This window comes from Intrasporangium sp. Soil_C_50 (assembly GCF_057656595.1).
Genome location: NZ_JBDGKB010000002.1, coordinates 287,940 through 308,986, shown reverse-complemented (window position 1 = coordinate 308,986; position 21,047 = coordinate 287,940). Strand labels below are relative to the sequence as shown.

The following is a 21,047-nucleotide window of genomic DNA, read 5'->3' as shown; positions in this document are numbered from 1 at the left end:
CGCTCGCCTCGGGCCGGCTCCGGGGGTGGCCCCTAGAGCCAGCCCGAGCGTTTGAAGGCCCGGTAGAGCCCGAGGCACGACGCAGCCATGACGCCGAGGGCGATGAAGTAGCCGTAGTAGAACTCGCCGCCGCTGGTGTGGAAGCTCGCGTTCAGCTCGGGGATGTTGTCGAAGTTCATGCCGTAGATCCCGGCGATCATCGTCGGCACCGCGGCGATGGCGACCCATGCCGAGATCTTGCGCATGTCCTCGTTCTGCTGGATCCCGACCGACGCGAGGTGGGCGGACAGCACGTCCGTCAGGAGGCGGTCGTAGGACTCGACATGGTCGTTGACGAGGCGCAGGTGGTCGGCGACGTCGCGGAAGAACACGAGGATCTCGGTCTTCAGGAACCGCCCGCGACCGCGCTCCATGAATGCCGCGAGGGTGTCGGCGAGGGGCTTGCTCGCCCGGCGGAACTCGAGCACCTCGCGCTTGAGGCGGTAGATGGTGTTGGCGTCGCCCTGCTGGTCCGAGCCGAGAACCTCCTCCTCGATCTGGTCGAGGTCCTTCTTGATCTCGCCGTCGACGAGCACGTAGTTGTCGACGACGGAGTCCATGACGGCGTGCAGCACGGCGAGCGGACCGTACTCCAGACGCTCCGCGTCGGCCTCGAGCCGCTGCCGGACGCCGGCGAGCGGGTTGCCCTCGCCGTGGCGGACCGTGACGACGAAGTAGTCGCCGATGAAGAGCATGACCTCGCCCGTCTCGATGTCGCTCGTCGCCTCGATGTACCGCAGCGTCTTGAGCACGACGAAGGTCGAGGTCTCGTACTGCTCGATCTTCGCGCGCTGGCGGCCGTTGACGGCGTCCTCGACGGCGAGGGGGTGCAGGTGCAGCTCCTCGTTGACGAAGTCGAACTCGGCGTCGGTGGGGTCCTTGAGACCGATCCAGAGGAACCCGTCCTGGGTGAGGCGCAGCACGTCGAGCTCGTCGCTGAGGTCGCCGCAGCCCTGCCGCCGGCCGTTGCGGTAGATGGCCTTGTCCACGATCACCCCCCTATGTCACCACGCCGCGCTGCGAGGTGACTGGAGGCTCGGCCCGTCGCCGCGTCTAGGCTGGCGATCGTGCCCACCGTCATCTTCGTGCGCCACGGCCGCTCGAGCGCCAACGTCTCCGGCACGCTCGCCGGCTGGATGCCCGGCGTCTTCCTCGACGAGACCGGCGAGGCCCAGGCCGCCTCGGTCGGGGTCCGGCTCGCCGCAGCGAGCCTGCCCGTCGCCGAGGTGGTGTCCTCGCCCCTGGACCGCTGCGTCCAGACGGCCGACCTGCTCTGCGCCCCGCTGCCCGACCGGGTCAGGCGCAGCGTCCACGAGGGACTGGGGGAGTGCCGGTACGGGGCGTGGACCGGGCGCCCCCTGTCCGAGCTGGCCCGCGAGGAGCTCTGGAAGGTCGTGCAGGACCGCCCGAGCGAGGCACGCTTCCCCGACTCCGCCCAGTACCCCGGCGAGTCGATGACCCAGATGCAGGACCGGGCGCTGCAGGCGGTCCGCGAGGTCGACGCCCGGATCCTCGAGACCCACGGCGCCGACGCGGTGTGGGTCGCCGTCTCGCACGGCGACGTCATCAAGGCCGTCCTCTCGCACGCCGCCGGTGCCCACCTCGACGACTTCCAGCGGATCAACGTCGACCCGGCGTCCGTCAGCGCGGTGCGGTACACGAGCCGGAAGCCGTTCGTCCTGCGGGTCAACGACATCGGTGGCGACCTCACCGGCCTGCGCCCGCCGCAGCGTCCGGCCGCCGACGAGGGCGACGCCGTCGTCGGCGGGGGCGCGGGAACGCCGGACGTGGTCGGATAGGGTCGTTCGCATGACGGTCCAGGACTTCGACCCCGCCGACCGGTTCGTCGCCGGCACCGTCGGACCGGCGGGACAGCGGGCCTTCTACCTCCAGGCGACCGACGGCCCCCGCGTCGTCACGGTCGGGCTCGAGAAGCAGCAGGTCGCGATCCTCGCCGACCGCATCAACGACGTCCTCGACCAGCTGGCCCCGGCGGCCGCGGTCGAGCCGGGACAGCCCGGGGGTGCCTCCGAGGACACCGACCCGCTCCGGACGCCGTTCGACGAGGACTGGCACGTGCAGACCCTCTCCCTCGCCTGGGACGAGGACCGCCAGCTCATCGTCATCGAGTGCCACGACCACGACCCCGACGAGGTCGACGACGAGGACGACGAGCCGGTCGTGCCGCTCGGTCGCAACTCGCTGCGGGTCACCCTCGGGCCGGCCGACGCACGTGCCTTCGCCCGCCGCAGCACCGCGCTCGTGTCCGCGGGCCGGCCGCCGTGCCCGTTCTGCGGCGGCCCCCTCGACCCCACGGGCCACATCTGCCCGCGGGCCAATGGCTACCGCCGCTGAGACCCACCCCGACCCGGTCGACCTGACGGGCGAGATCGAGGTGCTCGGCCGGGTGGCCGAGTCCTCCAACGTCGCCGTCGTCGCCCGTGTGTCGACGCTCCCCGGCGGGCACGTGGTCTACAAGCCGGTGCGCGGCGAGCGTCCGCTCTGGGACTTCCCCGACGGCACGCTGGCCGGCCGAGAGGTCGCGGCGAGCGTCGTGTCCGAGATCGGCGGCTGGAACGTCGTGCCGCCGACGGTGCTGCGCGACGGCCCGCTCGGCCCCGGCTCGGTGCAGCTGTGGATCGGGGACCCCTTCGACCCGGTCGCCGACGACGCCGTCGTCGACCTCGTGCCCGAGGGGCGGGCTCCGGCCGGATGGCACGCGGTGTTCGACGGGGAGACCCCGGGCGGGTCCTCGGTCACCGTCGTGCACTCCGGGGCCGACGACGTGCGCTCGCTGGCCGTCCTCGACGCCGTCATCAACAACTCCGACCGCAAGGGCTCGCACTGCCTGCGCGACGCGTCGGGGCGCCTGTGGGCCATCGACCACGGCGTCACGTTCTCGCCGGTGCCCAAGCTGCGGACCGTGCTCTGGGGCTGGGCAGGGGAGCCACTCACCGACGGTGACCGGGAGCGGCTGGCCACGTTGTCTGCCGCGCTCGAGGAGCCGGCTGAGCGGGCCCGGCTGCTGGCCCTGCTCCCCGAGGCCGACGTCGACGCCCTCGTGACCCGCGTCGAGCGCCTGCTCGCACGCGGCACCCACCCGTTCCCGAGCCCCGACTGGCCGTCGGTGCCCTGGCCGCCGCTCTGAGCGGTCCGAGCCGGGCGCACCCGCCCCGGGGGATCCGGATAGAGTCTCCGCTGTGAGAAGCTGGCCCCCGCCGTTCATCCCGCAGGTCCCCGGCAACGCCCCCGAGGTGAGGGTCCGCGACACGGCCACCGGCCAGCTCGTCCCGGCCGCCGCGGGGTCCGAGGCGACGATCTACGTCTGCGGCATCACGCCCTACGACGCGACGCACCTGGGCCATGCCGCCACCTACGTCACCTTCGACCTGCTCGGTCGCGTCCTGCGCGACAGCGGCCACACGGTCCGCTACGTGCAGAACATCACCGATGTCGACGACCCGCTGCTGGAGCGCGCCGAGCGCGACGGCATCGACTGGCGCGACCTCGCGACCCGCGAGATCGCCCTCTTCCGCGAGGACATGACGGCCCTCGGCGTCATCCCGCCCGACGAGTACCTCGGTGCGGTCGAGAGCATCCCGACGTTCGTGGGGCCCATCGAGCGGCTCGTGGCGACCGGTGCCGCGTACACGGTGCCGGCGCCCGACGCGTCCCGCGAGGGCGCCACCGACGTCTACTTCGACGTCGCCGGCGACCCCCGCTTCGGCTCGGTCAGCCACCTCGACGAGGCCGGCATGCTCGAGGTCTTCGAGGAGCGCGGCGGAGACCCCGACCGCGCCGGCAAGCGCAACAAGCTCGACGCCCTGCTGTGGCGCGCCCACCGCGAGGGCGAGCCCGAGTGGGACGGTGGCAGCCTCGGGTGGGGTCGTCCCGGCTGGCACATCGAGTGCGCGTGCATCGCCATCGACCACCTCGGCGTCCCGGTCGACGTGCAGGGCGGCGGCACCGACCTCGTCTTCCCGCACCACGAGATGAGCGCCGCGCACGCCCGCGCGCTGAGCGGCGCCCCGGCCTTCGCCGGCGCCTTCGTCCACCAGGGCATGGTCGGCCTCGACGGCGAGAAGATGAGCAAGAGCCGTGGCAACCTCGTGCTCGTCTCGCAGCTGCGCCGCGAGGGCGTCGACCCGATGGCGATCCGCCTGGCGCTGCTGTCGCGCCACCACCGTGACGACTGGATGTACGACGACGCGATGCTCGTCGACGCGCAGCAGCGCCTCGACACGTGGCGCAAGGCTTTGTCCGGCAACGGCGGTCCCGTGGCGGACCAGACCGTCGAGGACATCCGGGCTGCGCTCGCCGACGACCTGGACAGCCCGCGGGCCCTCGAGGCCGTCGACCGCTGGGCGGCCCAGGCGCTGACCCGCGGCGGCGACGACCCGGGCGCCCCGGGCGTCCTCGGGCGCGCGCTCGACGCCCTCCTCGGCGTCCGTCTCTAGGCCGATCGAAAGAGCAGCTCGTCCTGTCGCGCACGACTGCGCGGTCCCGCGTGCGGGGACGAGCTGCTCCGTCGATCGTCAGCGGCCGCGCTGGTCGTCGTCGCGACCGCGCAGGTAGCGCTCGAACTCGCGGGCGATCGCGTCGCCGCTCGCCTCCGGCAGCTCGGCGGTGTCCTGCGCCTCCTCGAGCGACTGCACGTACTCGGCGACCTCCTCGTCGGACTGCGCGAGCTCGTCGACGCCCCGCTCCCATGCTCGGGCGCTCTCCTCGAGCTCCTCGTGCGGCACCGTGACGCCGAGCAGCGACTCGACGCGACGCACGAGGCTGAGCGTGGCCTTGGGGGAGGGCGGACCACCCGCGTAGTGCGGGACGGCGGCCCAGGCCGACACCGTCGGGATGCCCGTGTCGCTGGCCGTGGCGCTGACGACACCGACGATGCCCGTGGGCCCCTCGTACCGGCTGGCCTCGACGTCGAAACGGTGCATGGCCGCCTCGTCCTCGGCGGTGGCGGTGACGGGGATCGGGCGGGTGTGCGGCACGTCGGCGAGCAGGGCCCCGAGCGTCACGATCGTCGTGACACCGAGCTGCTGGGCCAGCTCGAGCAGCTCGATGGTGAAGGCCCGCCAGCGCATCGAGGGCTCGATGCCCTGCACCAGGACGACGTCGCGGTCGAAGCCGGTGTCGGTGGCGATGAGGATGCGGGTCGTGGGCCAGGTGAGGATCCGGCGGCCGTCCTCGAGGGACACCCGCGGCCGGTTGACCTGGAAGTCGTAGTAGTCCTCGGGGTCGAAGGCGGCGACCAGCTCGGCGTCCCACACCTCCGAGAGGTGACGCACGGCGCTCGAGGCCGCCTCGCCGGCGTCGTTCCAGCCTTCGAAGGCCGCGATGAGCACCGGGTCGTTGAGCTCCGGCACGTCCTCGAACTCCAGCACCTTGCCTCCTTCGTCGCGACCGCACCTGCGACCACACCGCCAGCCTATGCCGTGGTGCGGACCCCGTGCCCGCACTCCGGGCGCCGACGCGCCCGTCGGCCGGGGTCCGTAGAATTCGGTCGGTCCAACGTCACGCGCGCCCGATCTCCGGCCGCCCGCCGATAGGAGACCCCTTGACCCAGTCGTCGCAGGTTCGACCCGACGCCACCGACAGCCTCACCGCCATGCTCCGCGAGCGGATCATGGTCCTGGACGGCGCGATGGGCACGGCGATCCAGCGCGACCGGCCCGACGAGGCCGGCTACCGGGGCGAGCGGTTCAAGGACTGGCACACCGACGTCCAGGGCAACAACGACCTCCTCTCGCTCACGGCGCCCGAGATCATCGCCGGCATCCACCGCGAGTACCTCGAGGCCGGCGCCGACATCATCGAGACGAACACCTTCAACGCCACGGCGATCTCGCTGTCCGACTACGGCATGGACGAGCTCGCCTACGAGATCAACCACGCGTCGGCCGCGCTCGCCCGACGCGAGGCCGACGCCATGAGCGCCCGCACGCCGGGGCGTCCGCGCTGGGTGGCCGGCGCGCTCGGCCCGACCTCGCGCACCGCGTCGATCTCGCCGGACGTCAACGACCCCGGCGCGCGCAACGTCACCTTCGACGACCTCGTCACCGCCTACCTCGACGCCGCCCGTGGGCTCGTCGACGGCGGGAGCGACCTGCTCTTCGTCGAGACGATCTTCGACACCCTCAACGCCAAGGCGGCGATCTTCGCCGTCGAGCAGCTCTTCGAGGAGCGCGGCCGGCGCTGGCCCGTCGTCGTCTCGGGCACCATCACCGACGCGTCGGGGCGCACCCTGTCGGGGCAGGTGACCGAGGCGTTCTGGAACTCGGTCCGCCACGTGCGCCCGCTCGCCGTGGGCCTCAACTGCGCGCTGGGCGCCAAGGAGATGCGTCCGTACATCGCCGAGATGGCGCGGGTCGCCGACACGTTCGTCTCCTGCTACCCGAACGCCGGGCTGCCCAACGCCTTCGGCGAGTACGACGAGGCGCCGGAAGAGACGGCCGGGATCCTCGCGGAGTTCGCCGACGCCGGCTTCGTCAACCTCGTCGGGGGTTGCTGCGGCACGACACCGGAGCACATCGCCTCGATCGCCAAGGCCGTCGACGGCAAGACCCGCCGCGAGGTCGCCGTCCCGGAGGCGGCCCTGCGCCTGAGCGGCCTCGAGCCGTTCACGATCGACGCCGACAGCCTGTTCGTCAACGTCGGCGAGCGCACGAACATCACCGGGTCGGCCCGCTTCCGCACCCTCATCAAGGACGGCGACTACGACGCTGCGCTGTCGGTCGCGGCCCAGCAGGTCGAGAACGGCGCCCAGGTCATCGACGTCAACATGGACGAGGGCATGATCGACGGGGTCGCGGCGATGGAGCGCTTCCTGCGCCTCGTCGCGAGCGAGCCCGACATCAGCCGGGTGCCCGTCATGGTCGACTCGAGCAAGTGGGAGGTCATCGAGGCGGGCCTCAAGCAGGTCCAGGGCAAGGCCATCGTCAACTCGATCTCCCTCAAGGAGGGCGAGGAGCCCTTCCTCCGACAGGCACGCCTGGTTCGCCGCTACGGGGCGGCCGCGGTCGTCATGGCCTTCGACGAGGACGGCCAGGCCGACTCCCTCGAGCGCCGCACCCAGATCTGCGAGCGGGCCTACCGCATCCTCACCGAGCAGGTCGGCTTCCCGCCTGAGGACATCATCTTCGATCCCAACGTCTTCGCCGTCGCCACCGGTATCGACGAGCACGCCTCGTACGGAAGGGACTTCATCGAGGCAACGCGCTGGATCAAGGAGAACCTGCCCGGCGCGCGGGTCTCCGGCGGCATCTCGAACGTGTCCTTCAGCTTCCGCGGCAACAACCCGGTCCGCGAGGCGATCCACGCCGTCTTCCTCTACCACGCGATCGCCGCGGGCCTCGACATGGGCATCGTCAACGCCGGTGCGCTGGCCGTCTACGACGAGGTCGACCCGGAGCTGCGCGAGCGCATCGAGGACGTCGTGCTCAACCGCCGGCCCGACGCCGCCGAGCGGCTGCTCGAGATCGCCGAGGAGTACAACAAGACGGGCGAGGCCGCCGAGGTCAGCGAGGAGGAGTGGCGCGCCCTGCCTCTCGGCGAGCGCATCACGCACTCCCTCGTCAAGGGCATCGACGCGCACATCGAGGCCGACACCGAGCTGCTGCGCGCCGAGATCGCCGAGCGCGGCGGGCGGCCCATCGAGGTCATCGAGGGCCCGCTCATGGACGGGATGAACGTCGTCGGCGACCTCTTCGGCGCCGGCAAGATGTTCCTGCCCCAGGTGGTCAAGAGCGCGCGCGTCATGAAGAAGGCCGTCGCCTACCTCATCCCGTACATCGAGGAGGAGAAGGCGCGCGACCCCGAGCTGGCCAGGCAGAAGGACACCAACGGCACGATCGTCATGGCGACGGTCAAGGGCGACGTCCACGACATCGGCAAGAACATCGTCGGCGTCGTCCTGCAGTGCAACAACTACGAGGTCATCGACCTCGGCGTCATGGTGCCGGCGCAGAAGATCCTCGACGCGGCCAGGGAGCACGACGCCGACCTCATCGGCCTGTCGGGCCTCATCACCCCGTCACTCGACGAGATGGTCGGGTTCGCCGCCGAGATGCAGCGCACCGGCATGACGATCCCGCTGCTCATCGGCGGCGCGACGACCTCGCGCGCGCACACCGCGGTCAAGGTCGACCAGCGCTACGACGGGCCGGTCGTCTGGGTCAAGGACGCGTCGCGCTCGGTGCCGGTCGCGGCCGCGCTGCTCTCCGACGAGCAGCGCCCGCGCCTCATGGAGCAGGTCAGGGCCGACTACGACGCGCTGCGGGCCCGTCACTCGGCCAAGACCGAGCGCAAGCTGCTGAGCCTCGAGGCAGCGCGCGAGCGTCGGACACCGATCGACTGGAGCGGCTACCGGCCCCCGCACCCGCACCTGCTGCTGCAGCAGGAGAAGGACGTCTCGACGATCACCCGCTCGCGCACGACCCCGCAGCACGTGCGCGTCCTGCACGACTACCCGCTCGGTGAGCTGCGGCGGTACATCGACTGGTCGCCGTTCTTCTCCGCGTGGGAGCTCAAGGGCACCTACCCCGACATCCTCAACAACCCGGCGAGCGGTCAGGCCGCCCGCAAGCTGTTCGAGGACGCCCAGGCGATGCTCGACCGGATCGAGCAGGAGCGCTGGCTCACCGCCAACGCCGTCCTCGGCTTCTTCCCGGCCAACGGTGTCGGGGACGACATCGAGGTGTACGCCGACGAGAGCCGCGGTGAGCCGCTCGCCGTGCTGCACCACCTGCGTCAACAGGGCGAGCACCGGGCCGGCGTGCCGAACCGGTCCCTCGCCGACTTCGTCGCACCCAAGGGAACCCGCGACTGGGTGGGCGGCTTTGCCGTCACGGCCGGCCTCGGCAGTGCCGAGCGCGTCGCGCAGTTCCGCAAGAGCCTCGACGACTACGACGCCATCCTGCTCGAGGCTCTCGCGGACCGGCTCGCGGAGGCCTTCGCGGAGCGGCTGCACGAGCGCGTCCGCAGGGAGTTCTGGGGCTATGCGCCCGACGAGCACCTCGACAACGCGGCGCTCATCAAGGAGCAGTACGCCGGCATCCGCCCCGCTCCGGGCTACCCGGCCTGCCCGGAGCACACCGAGAAGCAGACGCTGTGGAGCCTGCTCGACGTCGAGGCCCGCACCGGCATCTCGCTCACCGAGAGCATGGCGATGTCGCCCGGGGCGTCGGTGTCGGGCTGGTACCTCTCCCACCCCCAGTCGCAGTACTTCGTCGTCGGGCGCGTGGACCGGGACCAGGTGGCCGACTACGCCGAGCGCAAGGGCTGGACCCTCGCCGAGGCCGAGCGCTGGCTCTCGGCCAACCTCGCCTACGATCCGGAGGACTGACCTCGTGAGCGCCCCTGCTGCCCCCGCCCAGACGGAACGCCCCGCCCTGCCCGCGGCCGTCCTCTGGGACATGGACGGCACCCTCGTCGACACCGAGCCGTACTGGATCCAGGCCGAGCACGAGCTCGTGGCCGCGCACGGTGGCGTCTGGACCGACGAGTACGCCCACCAGCTCGTCGGCAACGCCCTCGAGGTGTCGGCCCAGCTCATCATCGACCAGTCCGGCATCCCGCTGACCGTGCCGGAGATCGTCGATGCCCTCCTCGAGCGGGTCATCGCCCAGGTCGAGCAACGCGTGCCGTGGCGTCCCGGGGCCCGCGATCTGCTCCTCGAGCTGGGGTCGCTCGGGGTGCCCAACGTCCTCGTGACGATGTCGTGGCGCTCCCTGGCCGAGATGGTGGTGCGCAACCTGCCCGACGGCGCGTTCGAGGCGCTCGTCACCGGCGACGAGGTGAGCCACGGCAAGCCCCACCCGGAGCCCTACCTCGCGGCTGCGCGGCTGCTGGGGGTCGACCCGGCCGACTGCGTCGCCATCGAGGACTCGCCGGCCGGCGTGCGCTCGGCGGCCGCCGCGGGGGTGCCCACCATCGCGATCCCGCACGTCGTCCCGGTGCCGACGGTGCAGGGCGCCGTTCGCATCGACACGCTCGCCGGCGTCGGCGCCGGCGACCTCACCGGCATCGTGTCCGCGGTGCGCCTCCCGTCCTGACGCCGGTCCTGCGGTCCGCGGGTTTCGGCGCTCTGACGCTCACTGCCGGGCGTGTCTCGAGGCGGCTCGGTCGGCACGGTTGCACTCCTCCTGCGAGCCGAAACGGACTGTGGTCCAAGCGAATTGGGTGTGGACAAGCCTTTCCCTGTTGTTCGAACACCTGTACGATAGGGGCATGTCGCAGGCAGTGATCGAGCAGGACTGGGACCTCGTCGCGTCCCTGGCTGCCGACCTGCACGACGCCCACGGCCGACTGGTGGATGCGGTGGCGGTGGCGCTGGTGGAGGGGTCGTGGCAGGCGGCCGGGATCCGCTCGCCGGAGCACTGGCTTGTGGTCCGCGCGGGTTTGTCGCGGGGGCACGCCGCGGCGGTGGTGCTGATGGCCCGCCGGGCCGGTGAGCTGCCGCAGACGGCGGCGGCGCTGCGGGAGGGGCGGATCAGCCTGGACCAGGCCGCCGTCGTGGCCCGGCACGCCCCGGCCGCGTTCGATGCCACGGTGGCGCAGTTCGCCCAGTACGCGACGGTGCCGCAGCTGCAGCGCTCGGTCGCCCGGTACGACTTCACCCTCGAGCCGCGGACCTTCGACGAGGAGGGCCGACTCCTACCCGCCGAGGTGACCGCTGCTGGGGAGGACGGCGACGAAGCGGAGGCGTCGGCGCGCCCGCCGGCACCGGTCGAGCCGGCGTCGCTGAGCATGGGCGTCGACGCGGACGGCCGGTTCCGGCTGCGGTACGACGCGCCCGCCGAGGTCGGCGAGCTCGTGAGGGCCGCGTTGGCCGAGGCGAAGGACCACCTGTTCCACACCGTCACCGACACCACCCACACCAGCCAGGGGGACGACGACCAGCACCGGCAGGACCCGTACGCCGACCCGGCCACCACACCCGGCCCGCGCCGCATCACCTGGGCCGATGCCCTCGTGCTGCTCGCGACCCGGTCCCTGGATGCCGGAACCGAACAGACCCCGGCGCGGCGGGCCCGGTACCGGGTCCAGGTCCACCTCGACACCAACGGCGGGTGGCTCACCGGCAGCCCGCGCCTGCCGCGGCACGTCGTGGACGGCCTGACCTGCGACGGGGCCCTGGTCCCGGTCTGGGAGACGCACGGGCACCCGGTCAACGTCGGGCGCACCCACCGCGTCGTCCCGCACCGCACCCGCATCCTCGTCCTGGACCGGGACCGCGGCTGCCGGTTCCCCGGCTGCCCGGTCACCTCGGCCGACTACCTCGAGGTCCACCACCGGGTGCACTGGCGCGACGGCGGGCTGACCGACCTGGACAACCTGCTGTGCCTGTGCACCTTCCACCACGACAGCCACCACCGCGGCGACTACACCATCACCGGCGACCCCACCCGAGAAGCCGGGCTCCGGTTCCAGACCCGGCAAGGCTGGCCCATCGGACCACCGGCCAGATCACCAAAGCCGTCGCCAGACCCACCCGTCGGCGCGTCGACCCGGCCCCGCCGACCACGACCCCGTCTCGGCCGCACCTATCCCGCCCCGACCGGCGGCACCCTGCACCTGCACCTCGTCGACCTCCACCCCTCCGGGGCGTCGCCGCCTCCGGGCTGAGGAGAGGCCCTTCCGGACGTGTGTTCGCGCAAAGGCCGAGCTGCGTCTGGATCAGAGATATCGTCCCGAGGCATGGACATGCTCAGGGGCGAGCAGATCGCCGAAGCCAACCTGACCGACTGGCGCAAGCTGGCCCAGGGGCTGCACGCCCGGTTCCTGGTCAGCAGCTTCGGGAGCGGCGCGCGGTTCATCACCGCGGTGGGCGAGGCGGGCGACGCGGTCGGACACCATCCCCGGGTGTCGATCGGAGCGGGGTACGTGGACCTCGAGCTGGTCACGGACGACGCCATCTACCGCGACGACGAGGGCACCGAGCACGTCGTCGAATGGGTGACCCAGCAGGACGTCGACCTGGCCCGCCGCATCACCGAGATCGCGGCAGACCACGAGATCGGCGCCGACCCGGGCGCGGTCAGCGAGATCGAGCTCGGCCTCGACACCACGCGCTCTGCGACGATCGCCCCGGTGTGGGCTGCCCTGCTGACCGGGAGCCCGGAGTCCCAAGGCCTCGGGACACCCAGCGACGAGATCCGGGACGCCACGGGGCGGGTGCCGAACCTGTGGTTCGGCGACGTGGAGGAAGGCGATGGTGAGCGCCCACGGTTCCACGTCGAGGTCTACGTGGCGCCGGAGACGGCCGAGCACCGGCTCGCTGCCGTCCTCGCCGCGGGAGGGACCATCGTCGATGACAGCGACGCCCCTTCGCTCACCGTGATCGCCGACCACGACGGCAACAGGGGAGTCCTGTGCGTCGACACATCCGCGGCCCCGAAGAAGGACTGAGGCGCAACACCGGTTGCGGCTCGGCCGCGGCACCCTGATCATTCGCAGGTGAACGAGACGACCGCCGCCGCGAGGGTGAGACGCGCCGTCCGGGCCGTCATCTTGGCCGATGACGACCGGATCCTGCTGTGCCGCTTCAGCTTTCCGCATCCGGCCGTTCCGGCGGGCGCAACGGTCGTGTGGGCCGCCCCTGGCGGCGGCGTCGAGCCCGGTGAGCTGCCGCTGGAGGCACTGCGCCGCGAGCTGCTCGAGGAGACGGGTCTGGTCCTCGCCGCCGACCCGCCGCACGTCTGGCACCAGGAGGTCGCCGTCGCCGGTCAGGCGGACGGCTACGACCGGCTGGTCAACGACTACTTCCTCGTCCGCACGTCGCACTTCGACCCCCGAGGCGCGTTCTCCGACGAGGAGCTCGCCGCCGAGCACATCAGCGGGATGCGGTGGTGGCGGCATGCGGACATCGCCGACTACGGCGGCACCGACCTGTTCTCACCCCGCGACATCGTCACGCCGCTGGCGGGGCTGATCGCCGGTGCCATCCCGCCCGCCCCGGTGGTGCTCGGCCTGTGATCTCAGGGCCTTCCTGACGCCGGCACGGCAGCGCAACGCCGGCCCCGGCAGGCGTGAGCTTCCGGACGCAGAACGTCCGCAAGCCGGAGTACGTTGCCGCCATGTCCGACTTCACGATCAAGGCGCTCACCCCGGAGACATTCGGTGACTTCGCTGCCCTCGTCGAGCGGAACAAGGGCATGTTCGCCAGCTGCTGGTGCACCCACTTCCATCCCGCGTGCGCCGAGAAGGGCCAGACCGTCGAGGGCAACAGGGCCCTCAAGCAGCGCCTCGTCGACGACGGGATCGCGCACGCCGCGCTGGTCTATGACGGCGACAGAGCCGTCGCCTGGGCCGAGTACGGGTCACCCGAGGAGCTGCCGAACATCCACCACCGCAAGGAGTACGTCGCCACGGCCGAGCGGCTGCCCGACTACCGCGTCACGTGCATCCAGGTCGAGCGCGACCACCGCGGGCAGGGCCTGGCGGCGGTCGCCCTGCGCGGCGCCGTCGATCTCATCGCGCAGGCCGGTGGCGGCCTCGTCGAGGGCTACCCCCACGACACCGGTGGGGTCCGGAAGAAGAACTCGTCGTTCCTCTACAACGGCACCCGCACCATGTACGAGCGCGAGGGCTTCACCTACGACCGGCCCAAGGGTCAGGGCAACTGCGTCATGGTGCGCGACGTGGCTCCGAGCCCGCGCGACTGAGAGGCCCGGCGCTCGACCGCCGCACGACGCCGTCAGCCGGGCGGTCTCCCCACGTGGCGTCAGCGACCGCGACGCCGGCTGCGGGTGGCGCCGCGGCGAGGTGCAGCGCCGCGCTGGGGCAGCGTGCGACCCGAGCCCCGGCGTCGGCCGCCCTTGTCGCTCTTGCCCCCCGACGCGTCCTTGCCGCCTGTCGTGTCCTTGCCGCCCGCCGTGTCCTTGCCGCCCGAGGCGCGTGATGCGTCGGCATCGCTCGGCACGGCTGCGCCGCGGCTGCTGTTCTCCGTGCGCCCGCGGACGATCCCGATGAACACCTCGATACCGGGGTCCGGGTCCTCCATCGCCCAGGCCAGACCGATCCGCGAGGCGGCGACGCCGTGGACCGGGCGGTGCACCACGTCCTTGCGGTGGTGCAGCCGCGCGACGGACAACGGGAGGATCGCGATCCCGGCGCCGGACGCGACGACCTCGACGACCTCGGCGTCCGTCATCCGCGGCATGCCGGCGGCCCGCTCTCGGGCGTCGGGCGTCGCGACGGCCGCCCACTCGGGTACCGCCTCCAGGCCCTGCACGAGCACCTCCTCTGCGAGGTCCGCGACGTCGACCTCCTCGAAGGCCGCGAGGACGTGCTCGCGCGAGGCGACGACGACCGGGACCTCCTCGTAGAGGGGGATGAGGTGCAGGCCGCCACGGTCGACGGGCAGCCGCACCAGGGCCATCGAGGCCTCGGCTGCGCGGACTGCGTCGAGCTGCACATCGGTGGTGACCGGCACCAGCTCGAGGGCCCGGTCGGCGACACGTCGCTCCCAGCGCCTGGCCCACTTGTCCGGCGAGACGCCGGCGACGAAGTCGACGCGGAAGGCGTCGGTCATGGCGTGCTCCTCAGCTGTGGCGTGCGGGTCGGGCGGACCGGGTGGACGGTGACGAGGCTAGTGCAGGTGCCGGGGACCTCAGCGGTGCTGGGCGGTCCAGGCACCGGCCGCTGCGGCCTCGGCGAGCAGCTCGGCGAGGGCTTCGTGGTCGTCTCGGACGAGCCCGGTGGTCACGCGGACGTGCCCGCCGTGGCGTGCGGCCGCGCCACCGTTCTCGACGGAGAACGGCGAACCAGGCGACACGGCGATGCCCTGGCTCGCGAGGCGCAGCACCGCGGCGGCCTCGTCGCGCACCGGTACCCAGATGTTGAGGCCCTCGGTGCCGGGGACCTCGACCCCGAGCGATGCCAGGCGGTCGACGACGAGCTCACGCCGGCGCGCGTACTCCGCGCGGGCGCGGTCGACCGAGCGGACGGCGTCCGGGTCGGTGAGCAACCCCGCGAGGACACGCTGGAGCAGTCGGCTCGACCAGCCCTGTCCGAGCGACCGGGCGTGGCGGAGCGGGGCGAGCAGGGCGCCGGGACCGCTCATCGCGGCGAGGCGCAGGTCGGGGCCGTGCGACTTGCTGAAGCTGCGCACGTGGAGCACCTGTTCGGGCACCCACGTGCCGAGACTCGTCGGCGCGGAGCTGGCCACGGGGCCGCTCGAGTCGTCCTCGACGATGACGAGGTCGCGGCCGCGGACGAGCCCCGCCAGGCGTCGGGCCCGGGTCGGCGACATCGAGACCCCGGTCGGGTTCTGCCCGCGCGGCTGGAGGAAGACGGCGGCCGGGCGGCGGTCCAGCGCCTGCTCGAGCGCCTCGACGTCGAGTCCCGTGGCATCGAGGGGCACTCCGACGACCTCGACGCCGCGGTCCTCGAGCAGGTCGAGCAGAGGCGGGAAGCCGGGGTTCTCGACGACCACGGTGTCGCCGGGGCGCAGGAGGGTGCGCGAGACGATGTCGAGCGCGTCCATCGCGCCGTCGACGACGAGCAGGTCCTCCGGGGTGTAGGGCCAGTCGGCGAGGAGCACCTCCCGCAGCTGCGGCAGCACCGGGTCGTCGAGGTAGCTGCTCGGCGCGCGCGGCTCCTCCAGGCCCGACAGCACTCCGGCCAGGGACGGCAGCAACGCGGCGTCGGGGATACCCGTGGACAGGTCGAGGCTGACGGGGGAGTCGTGCCGCAGCGCGCGCGTGTACCGCTCGCCGCCCCGACGCGTCTGCGCCACGGTGGTGCCGCGTCGGCCGTCGGCGCGGATCGTGCCGGAGCGCGAGAGCAGCTGCCAGGCCGCGCTCACGGTCGTCGGCGACATCATCAGCTCCTGGGCCACCTGCCGGATCGGCGGCAGCTGGTCGCCGGGTCCGAGCCGGCCGTCGCGGATCGCTCGGGACACCGCCTGGGCCAGACCCTTGGCGGTCGGGTGCTCGAGGCGCTCCTCGAGGTCGGAGATGACGGCACGCACCTCTGTAACGTAGCAATGAACCCTTTGTGTGGCACGGTGTTGGAACGTAACGTGACAGCCATGACGACTCAGGCAGTGACCGCCATCGACCACTGGATCTCCGGGGCCCGCGTCGCGGGCACGTCCGGGCGCACCGCGCCGGTGCACGACCCGGCGACCGGCGTCCGCACCGGTGAGGTGCCCCTCGCCTCCGCCGCCGAGATCGACGCCGCGGTCAAGACCGCCGTCGCCGCCGCGCGCGACTGGCGCACCAGCTCGCTGAGCAAGCGCGCCGCCGTCCTCTTCGCCTTCCGCGAGCTGCTCCACGACCGCACCGACGAGCTGGCCGCGATCATCACGGCCGAGCACGGCAAGGTGCTCTCCGACGCGGCCGGCGAGATAGCCCGCGGCCTCGAGAACGTCGAGTTCGCGACTGGGGTGCCGCAGCTGCTCAAGGGCGGCTTCTCCGAGCAGGCCTCGGCGGGTGTGGACGTCTACAGCATCCGCCAGCCACTCGGCGTCGTCGCCGGTATCACGCCGTTCAACTTCCCCGCGATGGTGCCGCTGTGGATGTGCGCCAACGCCATCGCCTGCGGCAACGCCTTCGTGCTCAAGCCGAGCGAGAAGGACCCGTCGGCAGCGCTCTTCCTCGCCGAGCTCTGGAAGGAGGCGGGCCTGCCCGACGGCGTCTTCACCGTCGTCCACGGTGACAAGGAGGCCGTCGACGCGCTCCTCGACCACGAGGACGTCGCCGCCGTCAGCTTCGTGGGCTCGACGCCCATCGCCAAGTACATCTACGAGCGCGGCACGGCCAACGGCAAACGCGTCCAGGCGCTCGGCGGCGCGAAGAACCACGCGCTCGTGCTGCCCGACGCCGACGTCGACCTCGCGGCCGACTCCATCGTCTCGGCCGCCTACGGCGCCGCGGGGGAGCGGTGCATGGCGCTCTCGGTGGCGGTGGCCGTGGGCGACGTCGGCGACCGTCTCGTCGCAGCGGTCGCCGAGCGCATCCCCGGCCTGACGGTCGGCAACGGCGCCGAGCCCGGCACCGACATGGGGCCGCTCATCACGGCCGAGCACCGCGACAGGGTCGCCGGCTACGTCGCGGCGGGCGCGGAGTCGGGTGCGACGGTCGTCGTCGACGGCCGCACCAGCGAGGTGCCCGCCGACGGCTACTTCCTCGGCATGACCCTGCTCGACGACGTCACCCCCGACATGACCGTCTACCGCGACGAGATCTTCGGCCCGGTCCTGTCGGTCGTCCGCGTCGACACCTACGAGGAGGGCCTGGCCCTCATCAACCGCAACCAGTACGCCAACGGCACGGCGATCTTCACCCGCGACGGCGGCGCGGCCCGCCGGTTCCAGAACGAGGTCGAGGTCGGCATGGTCGGCATCAACGTGCCGATCCCGGTGCCCGTCGCCTACTACTCCTTCGGCGGCTGGAAGGACTCGCTCTTCGGCGACACCCACATGTACGGCCCGGAGGGGGTCAGCTTCTACACGCGCGGCAAGGTCGTGACCCAGCGATGGCCCGACCCGGCCACCTCCAGCGTCGACCTCGGCTTCCCCCGGACCCGCTGACCGCCGACCACCTCGGAGAGGACCACCCACCATGACCGAACTCGACCACCGCTCCGTCATCGGCGAGCAGCTCGACGCCATGGGCGAGGCCGACGTCCGTGCTCTCGACCGCGGGCACGTCTTCCACTCCTGGTCCGCCCAGGCACTCATCGACCCGCTCCCCATCGCCCGGGCGCAGGGCTCCTACTTCTGGGACTACGCCGGCACGCGGTACCTCGACTTCAGCAGCCAGCTCGTCAACGTCAACATCGGCTACCAGCACCCCAAGGTCGTCGCCGCGATCCAGGAGCAGGCGGCGCGTCTCACGACGATCCAGCCGTCCTTCGCGAACGACGCCCGCAGCGAGGCCGCCCGCCTCATCACCGAGGTCGCGCCCGAGGGTCTCTCGGCCGTGTTCTTCACCAACGGCGGGGCCGAGGCCAACGAGAACGCCATCCGGATGGCCCGCCTGCACACCGGACGGCACAAGGTGCTCGCCACCTACCGCAGCTACCACGGCGCGACCGCCGGATCGATCACGCTGACCGGCGACCCGCGTCGCTGGCCGTCCGAGCCCGGCTACCCCGGCATCGTCCACTTCTGGGGTCCGTACACCTACCGCTCGGCGTTCCACTCCGAGAACGACGAGCAGGAGCGCGACCGCGCCCTGCGGCACCTGCGCGACACCCTCATGGTCGAGGGGCCGCACACCGTCGCGGCGATCATCCTCGAGACCGTCGTCGGCACGAACGGCATCCTCGTCCCGCCGGACGGCTACCTGCAGGGCGTGCGCGACATCTGCGACGAGTTCGGGATCATGCTCGTCGCCGACGAGGTCATGGCCGGGTTCGGCCGGTGCGGCGAGTGGTACGCCGTGGACCACTGGGGCATCCGGCCCGACCTCATCACCTTCGCCAAGGGCGTCAACTCCGGCTACGTGCCGCTCGGTGGCGTCGTCATCTCCGACGAGGTCCGCGCCTCCTTCGAGACGCGCGCCTACCCGGGCGGCCTCACGTACTCGGGTCACCCGCTCGCGTGCGCGTCGGCCGTCGCGTCGATCAACGCCTTCCGCGAGGAGGGCATCATCGAGAACGCCCGGATGCTCGGCACCGACGTGATCGGGCCCGCGCTGGCCGAGCTGGCCGCGAAGCACCCGAGCGTCGGCGAGGTACGCGGGCTCGGAGTCTTCTGGGCGCTCGAGCTGGTCCGCGACCGCGACACCCGCGAGCCGCTCGTGCCGTTCAACGCCGCCGGCGACGCCGCACGGCCGATGACGGCGTTCGCGGCCGCGTGCAAGGAGCGCGGCCTGTGGCCGTTCACCCACTTCAACCGGACGCACGTCGTGCCGCCGTGCACGACCACTCCCGACGAGGTCCGCGAGGGGCTGGCGATCCTCGACGAGGCGCTGTCGGTCGCCGACGAGTTCACGGACTGAGAGGCACCACCCGCCCGGTCGACGCGTCCGCGTCAGCCGGGCTGGACGCGTCGGGCAGGTGGGACGCGTCCGGCGGGGCCTCGCGGGACGCCGTGGGGGAGGATGCCGCCGGTTCACACACCTCGCGCATCCACAGCTCGACGTTGAGCAGCCGCCAGAACACCATCGAGTCGTAGGAGCCCTTGCCGGCCAGCCACTCGTCGTAGGCGGCGACCACGGCGTCGGCATCGAACCACGGCCGGCTCCGGAAGCTCTCGGAGGTGAACACGTCGCGCATCAGCCCCGGCGACTGGCGGAACCAGTCGTCCTGGGGCGTGGTGAACCCGATCTTGTTGCGGCGGCGCGTGATCGAGGCCGGTAGGAGGCCGGTGACGGCCTCGCGGAGCATGCGCTTGTTCCACCCGCCGCCGACGACGGACGCATCGGGCTGGTCGAAGACGAACCGGACGAGGTCGACGGACAGGAACGGCACGCGGCCCTCGAGCGAGAAGCGCATGGTGTTGCGGTCCTCGTAGCGCAGCAGGGACGGGATCGAGCCCACGAAGAGGTCGTGCACGAGGCGCTCGCGCAGGTTGGCGCCCTTGGGGGAGTACGTCTCCTGGCGGTGGTCCTGCACGAACCCGGGCGACAGGAGGGGACCCACGGACGCGTCGTGCCCGGTGGGCAGCAGCCCGCGGACACGGATCCGGGCGAGGCCGCGAAGCACGTCCTGGTGGGCGGCGGCCTCGCGCAGGCCGCGGAGCGGGTGCCGGCGGACGAGGTCGCGCAGGTGGACCACGGCCTGGGGCACGTAGCCGGCGAGGATCTCGTCGGCGCCCTGGCCGTCGAGCATGACGGTCACGTGCGACGAGGCCGCGCGCATCACCTGGTACTGGGCGTAGGGGCCGGACGAGACGACCGGCTCCTCCTGGGTGCGCACGAAGTCGACGAGGTCGGCTGCGAACTCGGACGCGGTCGGGGCCACGAGGTGCCGGTCGACGCGGTCGGTACGCCCCTCGAGGGCGTCGTCGACCCACTTGCGCTCATCGTTGCGGTGCCCGGGGAACACGGCCGAGAAGGTCCGCTGGCGAACACCGACCGCGCGGGCCGAGGGTTCTGGCAGCAGCTCGTCCACCAGCGCCGCGACAGCCGAGCTGTCCAGACCGCCGGACAGCGACGTGCCGACCGGCACGTCCGAGGCCAGCCGCAGGCGCACCGACTGCGTCAGCACGTCGCGGAAGCGGCGCGAGATCTCGGGGCTGTGCGGTCGCTCGCGTGAGACCAGATTCGATGCCGACGCCAGGAGGTCCCCGTGCAGCGTCGTGAACGACGCGCGCTCGAGACCGTCCGCGGTTATCGTCACGGCCTCGCCCGGCATGACGCGCTCGATGCCCTTGAAGAAGGTGAAGCGGTCGTCGTCGTGGACCCGGAAGCGAAGGTAGCGGTAGACGGTGCGCTCGTCGGGCGTCGGCGTCACGAGGCCGGTGGCCAGCAGGGGGCGGATCTCGCTCGCGAACAGCCAGCCGGGCCCGTCGGCCGACTCGACACGCGCCAGGTGCAGCGGCTTGATGCCGAAGTGGTCGCGGGCCAGGAGCGTCGTGCGCGTCTCGCCGTCCCAGAAGGCGAGGGCGAACATCCCGTCGAAGCGGTCGAGCGCGTCGACGCCCCACTCGACGAGCGCGTGGAGCACGACCTCCGTGTCGCAGCGCGTCTCGAACCGGTGGCCGCGGGCCGCGAGCTCGGTGCGCAGGTCCTCGTGGTTGTAGACCTCGCCGTTGTACACGAGGACGTGCCGTCCGTCCTCGGTCTGCATCGGCTGGTGGCCACCATCACGGTCGAGGATGGCCAGCCGCTGGTGGGCGAACCCGACCCGGTTGTCCGTGTCGGACCATGCACCGGTGCCGTCCGGCCCGCGGTGTCGTTGAGCCGCGTCCATCCGCGCGAGCAGCTGCTGGTCCGCATCCAGCCCGACGTAGCCGGCGATGCCACACATGTCCACCTCCCTGCGGAGCCGGAACTGGAGGCCGGCGGGTCCGCGTGGTCAGCGTCCCGGGACGGGCTGGGCGGTGTCTG

Annotated in this window: 17 protein-coding genes; 12 read left to right on the top strand and 5 right to left on the bottom strand. The window is 72.1% G+C overall.

Going from position 1 to position 21,047, the window contains the following annotated elements; genetic code table 11:
• Nucleotides 1–32: 32 nt before the first annotated feature.
• Entirely contained in the window at nt 33–1,034 is a 1,002-nt protein-coding gene (locus AC3A5R_RS08920; RefSeq protein ID WP_487620395.1) for a magnesium and cobalt transport protein CorA, read from the bottom strand.
• A 72-nt stretch (nt 1,035–1,106) separates the two neighbouring features.
• On the opposite strand from AC3A5R_RS08920, the gene AC3A5R_RS08915 reads away from it, so the two are divergent.
• Genes AC3A5R_RS08915 through mshC form a run of 4 tightly spaced genes read left to right on the top strand, consistent with a single transcriptional unit; the run spans nt 1,107 to nt 4,496 of the window.
• Nucleotides 1,107–1,838: an MSMEG_4193 family putative phosphomutase gene (locus AC3A5R_RS08915; protein WP_487620394.1), complete on the top strand. Its 732-nt coding sequence runs from the start codon at nt 1,107–1,109 to the stop codon at nt 1,836–1,838.
• A 10-nt stretch (nt 1,839–1,848) separates the two neighbouring features.
• Nucleotides 1,849–2,394: a DUF3090 domain-containing protein gene (locus AC3A5R_RS08910; RefSeq protein ID WP_487620393.1), complete on the top strand. Its 546-nt coding sequence runs from the start codon at nt 1,849–1,851 to the stop codon at nt 2,392–2,394.
• Nucleotides 2,378–3,187 (top strand): SCO1664 family protein, encoded by an 810-nt coding sequence (locus tag AC3A5R_RS08905; RefSeq protein WP_487620392.1) that lies wholly within the window; start codon nt 2,378–2,380, stop codon nt 3,185–3,187. The genes AC3A5R_RS08910 and AC3A5R_RS08905 overlap by 17 nt, the downstream gene beginning before the upstream one ends.
• Before the next feature lie 52 nt (nt 3,188–3,239).
• The gene (mshC, locus tag AC3A5R_RS08900) at nt 3,240–4,496 is read left to right on the top strand and encodes a cysteine--1-D-myo-inosityl 2-amino-2-deoxy-alpha-D-glucopyranoside ligase (protein ID WP_487620391.1); all 1,257 of its coding nucleotides are present in this window, start codon (nt 3,240–3,242) and stop codon (nt 4,494–4,496) included.
• Between the two features lie 78 nt (nt 4,497–4,574).
• Here mshC and AC3A5R_RS08895 read toward each other — a convergent pair whose 3' ends face one another.
• Complete coding sequence (locus tag AC3A5R_RS08895; protein ID WP_487620390.1) at nt 4,575–5,429, bottom strand: PAC2 family protein; 855 nt, start codon at nt 5,427–5,429, stop codon at nt 4,575–4,577.
• Between the two features lie 224 nt (nt 5,430–5,653).
• Here AC3A5R_RS08895 and metH point away from each other — a divergent pair, with 224 nt between their 5' ends.
• The 6 genes from metH (at nt 5,654) to AC3A5R_RS08865 (ending at nt 13,709) form a co-directional block, all read left to right on the top strand.
• Entirely contained in the window at nt 5,654–9,388 is a 3,735-nt protein-coding gene (metH, locus tag AC3A5R_RS08890; protein WP_487620543.1) for a methionine synthase, read from the top strand.
• Nucleotides 9,389–9,392: 4 nt separating this feature from the next.
• Nucleotides 9,393–10,097, top strand: coding sequence for an HAD family hydrolase (locus AC3A5R_RS08885; RefSeq protein WP_487620389.1), 705 nt, complete (start codon nt 9,393–9,395; stop codon nt 10,095–10,097).
• A gap of 175 nt (nt 10,098–10,272) precedes the next feature.
• Entirely contained in the window at nt 10,273–11,670 is a 1,398-nt protein-coding gene (locus AC3A5R_RS08880; RefSeq protein ID WP_487620388.1) for an HNH endonuclease signature motif containing protein, read from the top strand.
• 72 nt (nt 11,671–11,742) lie between these two features.
• On the top strand, nt 11,743–12,453 hold the full coding sequence (locus tag AC3A5R_RS08875) for a 4a-hydroxytetrahydrobiopterin dehydratase (protein ID WP_487620387.1): 711 nt from the start codon (nt 11,743–11,745) through the stop codon (nt 12,451–12,453).
• A 48-nt stretch (nt 12,454–12,501) separates the two neighbouring features.
• A complete protein-coding gene (locus tag AC3A5R_RS08870) occupies nt 12,502–13,020 on the top strand; it encodes an NUDIX domain-containing protein (RefSeq protein ID WP_487620386.1) in 519 nt (172 codons plus the stop codon).
• 101 nt (nt 13,021–13,121) lie between these two features.
• Nucleotides 13,122–13,709, top strand: coding sequence for a GNAT family N-acetyltransferase (locus AC3A5R_RS08865; protein ID WP_487620385.1), 588 nt, complete (start codon nt 13,122–13,124; stop codon nt 13,707–13,709).
• Nucleotides 13,710–13,768: 59 nt separating this feature from the next.
• On the opposite strand, the gene AC3A5R_RS08860 is transcribed toward AC3A5R_RS08865, so the two are convergent.
• Together AC3A5R_RS08860 and AC3A5R_RS08855 are read right to left on the bottom strand one after the other, a co-directional pair.
• Nucleotides 13,769–14,578 (bottom strand): LysR family substrate-binding domain-containing protein, encoded by an 810-nt coding sequence (locus tag AC3A5R_RS08860; RefSeq protein ID WP_487620384.1) that lies wholly within the window; start codon nt 14,576–14,578, stop codon nt 13,769–13,771.
• A 78-nt stretch (nt 14,579–14,656) separates the two neighbouring features.
• The gene (locus tag AC3A5R_RS08855) at nt 14,657–16,018 is read right to left on the bottom strand and encodes an aminotransferase-like domain-containing protein (RefSeq protein ID WP_487620383.1); all 1,362 of its coding nucleotides are present in this window, start codon (nt 16,016–16,018) and stop codon (nt 14,657–14,659) included.
• Between the two features lie 60 nt (nt 16,019–16,078).
• Here AC3A5R_RS08855 and AC3A5R_RS08850 point away from each other — a divergent pair, with 60 nt between their 5' ends.
• Nucleotides 16,079–17,581: a CoA-acylating methylmalonate-semialdehyde dehydrogenase gene (locus AC3A5R_RS08850; protein ID WP_487620382.1), complete on the top strand. Its 1,503-nt coding sequence runs from the start codon at nt 16,079–16,081 to the stop codon at nt 17,579–17,581.
• Between the two features lie 31 nt (nt 17,582–17,612).
• Entirely contained in the window at nt 17,613–18,995 is a 1,383-nt protein-coding gene (locus AC3A5R_RS08845; protein WP_487620381.1) for an aminotransferase class III-fold pyridoxal phosphate-dependent enzyme, read from the top strand.
• On the opposite strand, the gene asnB is transcribed toward AC3A5R_RS08845, so the two are convergent.
• A complete protein-coding gene (asnB, locus tag AC3A5R_RS08840; protein ID WP_487620380.1) occupies nt 18,985–20,967 on the bottom strand; it encodes an asparagine synthase (glutamine-hydrolyzing) in 1,983 nt (660 codons plus the stop codon). The genes AC3A5R_RS08845 and asnB overlap by 11 nt on opposite strands.
• Nucleotides 20,968–21,047: the final 80 nt, after the last annotated feature.